The 8,919-nt window shown below is 66.0% G+C and carries 10 protein-coding genes; 9 read left to right on the top strand and 1 reads right to left on the bottom strand.

Features of this window, described 5'->3' with window-relative positions:
• Positions 1–412 (bottom strand): MotA/TolQ/ExbB proton channel family protein (locus tag A6M56_RS15200; RefSeq protein ID WP_286758213.1); only part of this gene is annotated, 412 nt, incomplete at its 3' end.
• 915 nt (positions 413–1,327) lie between these two features.
• On the opposite strand from A6M56_RS15200, the gene xseA reads away from it, so the two are divergent.
• The 9 genes from xseA to A6M56_RS15155 all read left to right on the top strand — a co-directional run bounded on the left by xseA (position 1,328) and on the right by A6M56_RS15155 (position 8,906).
• Positions 1,328–2,728, top strand: a complete 1,401-nt coding sequence (xseA, locus tag A6M56_RS15195) for an exodeoxyribonuclease VII large subunit (RefSeq protein ID WP_062737896.1) — start codon at positions 1,328–1,330, stop codon at positions 2,726–2,728.
• A gap of 142 nt (positions 2,729–2,870) precedes the next feature.
• Positions 2,871–3,449 (top strand): superoxide dismutase [Fe], encoded by a 579-nt coding sequence (gene sodB, locus A6M56_RS15190; protein ID WP_045787565.1) that lies wholly within the window; start codon positions 2,871–2,873, stop codon positions 3,447–3,449.
• Between the two features lie 263 nt (positions 3,450–3,712).
• Positions 3,713–4,219: a hypothetical protein gene (locus tag A6M56_RS15185; RefSeq protein ID WP_045787564.1), complete on the top strand. Its 507-nt coding sequence runs from the start codon at positions 3,713–3,715 to the stop codon at positions 4,217–4,219.
• 123 nt (positions 4,220–4,342) lie between these two features.
• A complete protein-coding gene (locus A6M56_RS15180) occupies positions 4,343–5,092 on the top strand; it encodes an IclR family transcriptional regulator (protein WP_045787563.1) in 750 nt (249 codons plus the stop codon).
• A gap of 37 nt (positions 5,093–5,129) precedes the next feature.
• On the top strand, positions 5,130–5,894 hold the full coding sequence (locus A6M56_RS15175) for a glutamine ABC transporter substrate-binding protein (RefSeq protein ID WP_045787562.1): 765 nt from the start codon (positions 5,130–5,132) through the stop codon (positions 5,892–5,894).
• An 18-nt stretch (positions 5,895–5,912) separates the two neighbouring features.
• Complete coding sequence (locus A6M56_RS15170) at positions 5,913–6,581, top strand: amino acid ABC transporter permease (RefSeq protein WP_045787561.1); 669 nt, start codon at positions 5,913–5,915, stop codon at positions 6,579–6,581.
• Positions 6,578–7,366: an amino acid ABC transporter ATP-binding protein gene (locus A6M56_RS15165; RefSeq protein ID WP_102080070.1), complete on the top strand. Its 789-nt coding sequence runs from the start codon at positions 6,578–6,580 to the stop codon at positions 7,364–7,366. Before A6M56_RS15170 ends, A6M56_RS15165 begins: the two co-directional genes overlap by 4 nt.
• The gene (hutG, locus tag A6M56_RS15160) at positions 7,363–8,331 is read left to right on the top strand and encodes a formimidoylglutamase (RefSeq protein ID WP_233902596.1); all 969 of its coding nucleotides are present in this window, start codon (positions 7,363–7,365) and stop codon (positions 8,329–8,331) included. Before A6M56_RS15165 ends, hutG begins: the two co-directional genes overlap by 4 nt.
• Positions 8,328–8,906 (top strand): HutD/Ves family protein, encoded by a 579-nt coding sequence (locus A6M56_RS15155; RefSeq protein ID WP_045787559.1) that lies wholly within the window; start codon positions 8,328–8,330, stop codon positions 8,904–8,906. The genes hutG and A6M56_RS15155 overlap by 4 nt, the downstream gene beginning before the upstream one ends.
• The last annotated feature ends 13 nt before the right edge of the window (positions 8,907–8,919 follow it).

Genomic DNA, 8,919 nt, shown 5'->3' with positions numbered 1-8,919 from the left:
CGAAGATCTCGATCATGCCGACCACGGTGCCGAACAGGCCCATCAGCGGCGCCACCGACGCGATCGTGCCGAGCGCATTCAGATAGCGCTCCAGGCGGTGGGCAACGTTCTGGCCGGCTTCTTCCACCACTTCCTTGGCGGCGTCGCGGGTGGTGTTCGGATGCAGCACCACGTGGCGCAGCGCGGTGGCCAGCACGCGGCCCAGCGGGGAGCCCTGTTCCAGCGTGTTCACCACTTCCGGCGTGGCCTTGCGCTGGTGCGCGATGCTCAGCGCCTCGTCATACACCTTGGGCGGAATGATCTTCTTGCGCTGCAGGGCGATGAACCGTTCGATGATGAGCGCGAGCGCGAGCACCGAGGCGATCAACAGCGGCCAGATCGGCCAGCCGGCGGCTTGGATGATGGAAAACACTGGACAACCCGTTTTGTCGTTGTGGAAGGAGTGGGATCCGGGCGATGGAGATGTGCCCGGTTGCAGCTCTTGCCGTCCGCGTCCCCGAACGCGGCCCGTTGCGGCAAAAACAGGCAGCACTCTAGCGCGTCGCAACTGCCTCGGCAACACGATGGCGCGGCGTTGCGACACGCGCGCCTCGCGTTCAGGCGGCCGTCACGCGAAAGCGGTGCGCACAATCCACAACGCGACGGGACAGTCTTGTGGATGGGTTGTGGACATTGCCCGGACAAGCAAGCTAAGTGCTTGATCGGAAAAGGCGTTCTCTTGGTTGCTTAAAAAACAGGCAGAGGGGCGTGCGGCCGGGACTCGAGCAAAAAAAGCGGGCCGGAGCAGGGGGCGCGGGGGATAATCCACACCGGACCGGGACAGTCTTGTGGAGCGGTTGTGGACATTGCCCGGACAAGATTCTTAAGTAACTGATTCAAAAGGATGTTCTTTGCGTTGCTTAAAGTTTGGGCAGCGGCGTGTTGCCGACGTGTCGCAGGGTGGAGCGAGGGTGTCGGGCGCATTTCCCAGGCCGATTTATCCACTGCCCGGGCACGTCACCACGGTTTTCCAGCGAGGCTGTGGATAACTTTGTGAACATCCTTGGGGCGCCTGCGCTAAATGCTTGACGCAGAACGAAATTACTTGCGTTGCTGAAATTTTGACATAGGCCGTTTTTCCATAAGAATCAATGGCTTGCGAAAAAATGCATAGAGCGCGTCACCTGGGCTCTGTCAAGCTTGACAAGGGCGCTATGCTGTGGACAGGTCTGCCGTTTCGCCCCGCTCGTCTCCCCTATTCAAGGTAGAAGTTGCCCCGAAGCCTCATCGTTTTGCGCCGTTCCCACCACTCATGACCTCGCCGCCGTCTTCACGCCGACCGTTCTGGATGGACACACCTGCCGCTGCGGCTGCCTCGCCCGCGCCGCCCGCGCCCGTACCGGTCGCACCAAATCGGGGTGCCCAGGAGGTACTGTCCGTCAGCGACGTCAACCGACGGATTGCCGGACTGCTCGAACGCAATTTCCCGCTGGGCTGGGTGCGGGGCGAAATCTCGAACTTCACGCGCGCGGCGAGCGGGCACTGGTATTTCTCGCTGAAGGACGCCGGCGCGCAGATTCGCTGCGTGATGTTCAAGGGGCGCAACCAGTACGCCGATTTCACGCCGCGCGAAGGCGAAGCCGTCGAAGTGCGGGCGCTGGTGACGCTGTACGAGGCGCGCGGCGAGCTGCAACTGAGCGTCGAGGCCATCCGGCGGGCAGGCCTGGGCAACCTCTATGAAGCGTTTCTGCGGCTGAAGGCCGCGCTGGAGGCGCAAGGCTTGTTCGATGCGGGCCGCAAGCGGCCGCTGCCCCGGCATCCGCGGGCGATCGGCGTGGTGACGTCGTTGCAGGCGGCGGCCCTGCGCGACGTGCTGACTACGCTGCGCCGACGTGCGCCGCATGTGCCGGTGGTGGTGTATCCGGTGCCGGTGCAGGGCGCCGGGGCGTCCGAGCGGATCGCCGCGATGCTCGAGCGGGTCAATGGCCGGGCGGAGGTCGATGTCGTCATCCTGTGCCGGGGCGGCGGCAGCATTGAAGACCTGTGGGCCTTCAACGAAGAGCCGGTCGCGCGCGCCGTCGCTGCGTCGGCCATCCCGATCGTGGCAGGCGTCGGGCACGAGACCGACGTGACCATCGTGGACTTTGTCGCCGACGTGCGCGCGCCCACGCCCACCGGCGCCGCCGAGCTGGTCAGCCCGGACCGCGCGCGCATGCTGCGCGACGTCGCGCGCGACTGGGATGCGCTGTCGGCGCAATTCCGCCGCCAGCTGGATCGCCGCGCGCAAACGGTGGACTGGCTCGCACGCCGCCTGCGCAGCCCGCAGGCGCAGATGCGTGAGCGGCGCGCGCAACTCGCGAACCTGCAGCGGCGCCTGCAATCTGCCCTGAGTGGCCGCGTGCAGCGGGCGGAACACGTGCGGCGTCTGCTGGCCATGCGGCTTGCCGCTGCGCGTCCGGACGCCACGCGCGAACGGGCGGCCGTCGCCCAGACAGAAGCCGCGCTGGCACGCGCCATGCGAGAGACGTTGACCCGCGCACGGGAGCGCCTGGCGCGCCAGCACACCGGCCTTGAGCTGCTGGCGCCCCAGCGCACCCTGGAGCGCGGCTACGCGGTGCTGCTCGATACCCGCGGCCACGCGATCCGCGACCCGAATGCGCTCCATGCCCGCGCGCACGTCGAAGCCCGCCTGGCGCAGGGCGTCGTGGACATCGAGATCGCCCAGGCACAGCCCAAGCTCGACATGTGACCGCAGCGGAACCGCCCGGTTTGGCACGATTCCGCGTGTGTTTTGCGGGTATTCCGACTATTCGGCAGGCGGTTTGCGCGGGTTTTGCAAGTCTCCTACAATCGTCGCTCCCAACCTGTACAACCCACAGAAGGCAAGAACAATGGAACACACGCTCCCCCCGCTGCCGTACGCCCAAGACGCCCTGGCGCCGCACATCTCCAAGGAAACGCTGGAGTTCCACTACGGCAAGCACCACCAGACCTACGTCACGAACCTGAACAACCTGATCAAGGGCACCGAGTTCGAGAACCTGAGCCTGGAAGACATCGTCAAGAAGTCGTCGGGCGGTGTGTTCAACAACGCCGCACAGGTCTGGAACCACACGTTCTACTGGAACTGCATGAAGCCGCAAGGCGGCGGCGCTCCGACCGGCGCGCTGGCTGACGCCATCAACGCCAAGTGGGGCAGCTTCGACAAGTTCAAGGAAGAGTTCACCAAGGTCGCCGTCACGACCTTCGGTTCGGGCTGGGCCTGGCTGGTGAAGAAGGCCGACGGCACGCTGGATCTGGTGTCGACCTCCAACGCCGCCACGCCGCTCACGACGGATGCCAAGCCGCTGCTGACCTGCGATGTGTGGGAACACGCCTACTACATCGACTACCGCAACGCCCGTCCGAAGTACGTCGAGGCGTTCTGGAATCTGGTTAACTGGGACTTCGTTGCGAAGAACTTCGCCTGAAGCGAATCACGGTTCGACATCCCGTCCGAAGCAAGGCCCTCCGCGTGAGGGCCTTGTTTTTTCCGCTCAACTCAGGCACTTGCATGCGGCAGCCCCGCACGCTGCATAGCACCGCTCACTGCAAGTCCGATTTCGTGCGCAGCGCAATGCCGTGCACATGATAGTCGGTATGACGAGCTTCCTGCGGCCGTAGCGGCCCGCATCGCACCGGCTTTTTCTAGACTGGTACGTCATCCGGCCGTCACACAAAACCAGGGGGAGCGATGGATCTGAGCCACATCCTGTCGCGCACGGAGCGCGGCACGCAGGAGCTGCAAACGCGCAGCGGACACCTCACGCACCGGCAGCGGGCGATCCTGCTGCTCGCGGGCGGTGAGCGCACGGCGGCGGAAATCCTCGCGCAGTTGAGCGGCGCCGGCCCCGTCACGGACGACCTCGCGCGCCTGCTCGCCGAGGGTTACGTCGCGAGCCGCGCGCCGGTCAACGATGCCCCCAAGCCCAAGATGCCGCCCAAGCCCGCACCGGGCAGGCAGGTGGCCGCACGGCATGAGCGGCAGGGCTCCATTGCTGATTGGCGCCTGGGCCAGGCCGGCGCATTCTCTGCGCTGCAGCGTTACATCGCAGAAGGTCCGGAGGCACCGATCGACTTCCTCAGCGGTTTGGCCGCGCCGCTGTACGCCGCGCTCGCAACATGTCGGAGTGAGGCGTCGGCGCATGCGGTCGCCGCCTTTCTCGAAACCCGTCTGCACGCCGCGCACACAGAAATGTGACGTATTCTCCCTAGGTATAAATACTGAGTTCGAGCATTTTTCTCGTTCTGTGGGAATGATGCGTTGATGGATTGAGAAATCCGTCGCATTCTCCGTCGCGACATCACATGACGGAGCCCCGCGATGACCGAGCCGATCTCAGCACCCCCCGCCGCCGGCGCGGACCGCGTGCTGATGGTGCTCGCCACCATTGCGCGCCATGGCCGGCCCGTTGCGGCACGTGAGCTCATCGAACTGACGGGGCTGCCGCAGAGCACGCTGTATCGCCAGGTGGCGCTGCTCAAGCGCTGGGGCTTCGTGCTCGAATCGGCGGGCACGTATGCGCCGGGGCCGATCAGCCTGCAGCTCGCGCTCGGCTTCGACCACGCCTCGCATCTCGTGCAGGAAGCGCGCATCGGCATGGGTAGGCTGGTGGCGGAGTCCGGTGAATCGGTCGGGCTGGTGGTGGCCGTCAAGGACCAGGCGGTCTGTCTCGAGATGGTCGAGAGCCAGCAGTCGCTGCGCTGCTCGTTCGAAAAGGGGCGCGGCGTGCCGCTGCTGGCCGGCGCCTCGGCCAAGTCGCTGCTTGCCTTCATGCCGGCCGCCGCGTCGCGCGCCATCCTCGCAGACCTGCTGGCTGGCCAGCCGGAGCAGCAGGCCCAATTGCAGACCGAACTCGCCGAGATCCGCGCGGCGGGCTATGCGCTGTCCGAAGGTGAAGTCGACCCCGGCGTCTGGGGCGTGAGCGTGCCGGTGTTCCGGCTGCCCGGCCAGGCGCTCGGCTCGATCACGTTGATGGCACCTGCCACGCGCGTGCGCGGCAAGGAGCAGCGCCTGATCGATATGACCGTTGCTGCGGCTGCGTCCATTTCAGCGCGGCTGCAGGACACCTGATTTTTCACCCCACATGCACCACACAAGGAGACCACTCATGGGGAATCGCCGTCAGTTCATGCATTCGATGCTGGCTTGTGCCGTGGCGCTGTCTGCTGCGGTGTCTTTCGCCACCGCTGCCCACGCCGCCGCCGAGCCGCTGCGCGTGGCCACCGATGCCACATTCGCGCCGATGGAGTTCGTTGAAAACGGCAAGCGCACCGGTTTCGATATCGACCTGATCGAAGCCCTGGCCCGCACCATGGGCCGCCCGGTCGAATGGACCGACATCGACTTCAAGGGCCTTGTGCCGGGCCTGGTGTCGCGCCGCTTCGACGTGGCCATCTCGGGCATCTACATCACGCCCGAGCGCAAGAAGGTGGTCGACTTTACCGAACCGTACTACCACGGCGGCCTGGTGGCGATGGTCAAGCAGGGCAACACCGCCATCAAGACGCCGGCCGACCTCGCCGGCAAGAAGGTGAGCGTGCAGGTGGGCACCAAGTCGGTCAACTTCCTGAAGGAGAACTACCCGAAGGTCGAGCGCGTGGAAGTCGAGAAGAACGAGCAGATGTTCAATCTCGTCGAAATCGGCCGTGCCGATGCGGCGGTCACGGGCCGTCCCGCCGCCGCGTACTACGTGAAGATGCGCCCGGGCCTGCGCCTGGTCGAGCCGGCGCTGACGACGGAGGAATACGGCATCGCCGTGCGCCGCGATCAGCCTGAACTGACCAAGGCGCTGAACGCCGCACTGGAGAAGATCAAGGCCGACGGCACGTACGACCAGATCGTCAAGAAATGGTTTGGCGCGGCCGCCAAGTAACCACCGACGGACACGCTGATGGAACTGGATTTTTCTCCCGTCTGGGCGGGGTGGGCCGACATCCTGCACGGCGCGCTCGTCACCGTGGAGGTGACGGCCGCCGCGCTGGTGCTCGGCTGCGTGCTCGGGCTGCTGGTCGGCATCGGCCGGTTGAACCCGCGCCGGCGCTTTGTCTACGGCATCTGCACGGTGTACGTGACGTTCATCCGCGGGACGCCGCTGCTCGTGCAGCTCTTCCTGCTGTTCTTCGGTCTGCCGCAGTTCGACATCCTGCTGCCGGCGTTTGTGTGCGGCGTGCTGGGGCTGGGCGTGTATTCGGGCGCCTATGTGTCGGAAATCGTCCGCGGCGCGATCCAGTCGGTCGACCGCGGGCAGATGGAGGCGGCGCGTTCGATCGGCATGTCGTCGGGGCAGGCGATGCGCGCCATCATCCTGCCGCAGGCCGTGGTGCGGATGATCCCGCCGCTGGGCAACGAGTTCATCGCGCTCATCAAGAACTCGGCGCTGGTGTCGCTGCTGACGATTCACGACCTGATGCACGAGGGGCAGAAGATCATCAGCGTGTCGTACCGCTCGCTGGAGGTGTACCTGGCGATTGCGCTGGTGTACCTCGTTCTCACGAGCGCCGCGAGCTATCTGCTGCACCGGATTGAACGCAACATCCGTGCAGGAGGCATGGTGCAATGAACACGAATTCTGCAACGCTGAAATCGGCGACGGACGTACCGATGATCCGGATCCGCGGCCTGACGAAATCGTACGGCGATCACCCCGTGCTCAAGGGCATCGATTTCGAGGTCGACGCTTCGCAGGTGGTCGTCGTGATCGGCCCGAGCGGCTCGGGCAAGAGCACGTTCCTGCGCTGCTGCAACGGGCTGGAAGTGCCCGAAGGCGGCACCATCGACATCTGCGGCAAGCGTCTGATCGACAACGGCACGATGCTGCCCGATGGCGAACTGAACCACCTGCGCCAGCAGGTCGGCATGGTGTTCCAGTCGTTCAATCTGTTCCCGCATCTTTCGGTGCTGCACAACGTCACCATCGGCCCGCGCATGCTGCGCGGCAAGTCGAAGAGCGAAGCGGAAGCCGAAGCGCGTGAACTGCTGCAGAAAGTGGGCCTGGCACACAAGGCCGATGCGATGCCCGCGAGCCTCTCCGGTGGGCAGAAGCAGCGCGTGGCGATCGCGCGCGCACTGGCGATGCAGCCCAAGGTGATGCTGTTCGACGAGCCGACATCTGCGCTGGACCCCGAGCTCGTGGGCGAGGTGCTGCAGGTCATGAAGCTGCTTGCCAAGGAAGGCATGACGATGCTGGTCGTCACGCACGAGATGGGTTTCGCGCGCGAGGTGGCCGACGTGGTGGTGATGGATGGCGGCGGCATCGTCGAGGCCGGACCGCCGTCGGTCATCTTTGGGGAGCCCAAGGAAGCGCGCACGCGGTCGTTCCTGCAAGCGGTGCTGACACGCGCATGACGATGACCGCAGCTGCAACGTTCGATGCCTCCGTCTGGCAGGGCCGCAACGACACCGGCGAGCGTGGCGACGTCACGCGCCTGTTCCAGATCGTGCAGCGCGCCGATGCGGTAAAGCTCTCGGGCACGCCTGCCGTACTCGGGTTTGCATGCGACGCGGGCGTGGTGCGCAACCACGGCCGCGCCGGTGCCGCGCAAGGCCCGCGCGAAATTCGCCGGGCGCTGGCCAATGTGCCAGCACACGGACTCGCGCACCTGGCCGATGCCGGCGACGTGGCCTGCGACGACGGCGATCTGGAACGTGCGCAGGCGGCGCTCGGTGATGCCGTCTTCCATCTGCTCGATGCGGGCGCGCGCCCGGTGGTGCTGGGCGGCGGGCATGAAGTTGCGTTCGGCACCTACCAGGGCTTGCGCAGGCATTGGCAGAAGCAAGGCGGGCGCGGCCGTCTCGCCATCGTCAATTTCGACGCGCATTTCGACTTGCGCACGAGCCGGCCCGGCAACTCCGGCACGCCGTTCGACCAGATCGCCGAGGACTGCGCCGCGCACGGCATCGACCTGACGTACTGCTGCCTCGGGGTGAGCCGCCTGTCCAATACGCCCGCGCTGTTCGATCGCGCCGATGCGCTGCACGCGCGCTACGTGGAAGACACCGACGTGCAGGAGCGCCACCTCGATGCGCGCATGGCCGATCTCGATGCGTGGCTGGCCGATGCCGACCATGTCTACCTGACCATCGACATGGACGTGCTGGCTGCCGCGGTCGCGCCCGGTGTGTCCGCGCCCGCCGCGTACGGCATCACGCTGCCGGTGCTCGAAGCGCTGGTGCAGCACGTCTGCGGCACGGGCAAGGTGCGCGTGGCGGACATCGCTGAAACCAATCCCGAATACGACCAGGACCGCCGCACCGTGCGCGTGGCCGCGCGTCTGGCGTATCACCTTTTGCGTCGCCCGTCTCGCCCATGAAGCTGATTTCTGCCGATGCCATGCGCCGCATGCCGTGGAAGAACGGCGGCGGCGTTACGACCGAAATCGCCATCGCACCGGCAGGTGCGACGCTGGACGGCTTCGACTGGCGCATCAGTACCGCGCAGGTCGATGTGGCCGGACCGTTCTCGCGCTTTGTCGGCATCGACCGCTCGCTGGCGGTGATCGCGGGCGGGCGCCTGACGATGCATCGCGCAGATGGCGAGACGGTTTCGCTAAAGCCGGGCGATGCACCCGTGCGGTTCGCCGGGGAGATCGATATCCATGCCACGCTTGACGCGCCGCTGTCGGATTTCAACGTGATGACCAGGCGCGGCGCCTGGGCGCATCACGTCGAGGTCATCACGATGGAGGCAGGCGCACGCCGCGCATTGCCGGTCGCGCATCCGGGTGCGCAGTGGCTGGTGTACTGCGTGGAGGGGGCGCTGTCGGTCGGCACCATCGAGGTGCGGCCGCATGCCGCTGCCTGGCTGGATGCCCCGAGCGGCAGCGATGCGCTCATTGCGCGCATGGCCTCGGCGGGCTATCTGGTCAGCCTATGGCCAGCAACGTGAGCTTGCCGCGCGC

The sequence above is a fragment of the Ralstonia sp. RL genome, assembly GCF_001683835.1.
Classification (GTDB): Bacteria; Pseudomonadota; Gammaproteobacteria; order Burkholderiales; family Burkholderiaceae; genus Ralstonia; species Ralstonia mannitolilytica.
This window is presented reverse-complemented; position numbering and strand designations above follow the sequence as displayed.

Excerpts from the sequence above, each read along its gene's own strand:
- xseA (WP_062737896.1), top strand. The coding sequence starts at position 1,328 with ATGGACACACCTGCCGCTGCGGCTGCCTCGCCCGCGCCGCCCGCGCCC.
- sodB (WP_045787565.1), top strand. The coding sequence starts at position 2,871 with ATGGAACACACGCTCCCCCCGCTGCCGTACGCCCAAGACGCCCTGGCG.
- A6M56_RS15185 (WP_045787564.1), top strand. The coding sequence starts at position 3,713 with ATGGATCTGAGCCACATCCTGTCGCGCACGGAGCGCGGCACGCAGGAG.
- A6M56_RS15180 (WP_045787563.1), top strand. The coding sequence starts at position 4,343 with ATGACCGAGCCGATCTCAGCACCCCCCGCCGCCGGCGCGGACCGCGTG.
- A6M56_RS15175 (WP_045787562.1), top strand. The coding sequence starts at position 5,130 with ATGGGGAATCGCCGTCAGTTCATGCATTCGATGCTGGCTTGTGCCGTG.
- A6M56_RS15170 (WP_045787561.1), top strand. The coding sequence starts at position 5,913 with ATGGAACTGGATTTTTCTCCCGTCTGGGCGGGGTGGGCCGACATCCTG.
- A6M56_RS15165 (WP_102080070.1), top strand. The coding sequence starts at position 6,578 with ATGAACACGAATTCTGCAACGCTGAAATCGGCGACGGACGTACCGATG.
- hutG (WP_233902596.1), top strand. The coding sequence starts at position 7,363 with ATGACGATGACCGCAGCTGCAACGTTCGATGCCTCCGTCTGGCAGGGC.
- A6M56_RS15155 (WP_045787559.1), top strand. The coding sequence starts at position 8,328 with ATGAAGCTGATTTCTGCCGATGCCATGCGCCGCATGCCGTGGAAGAAC.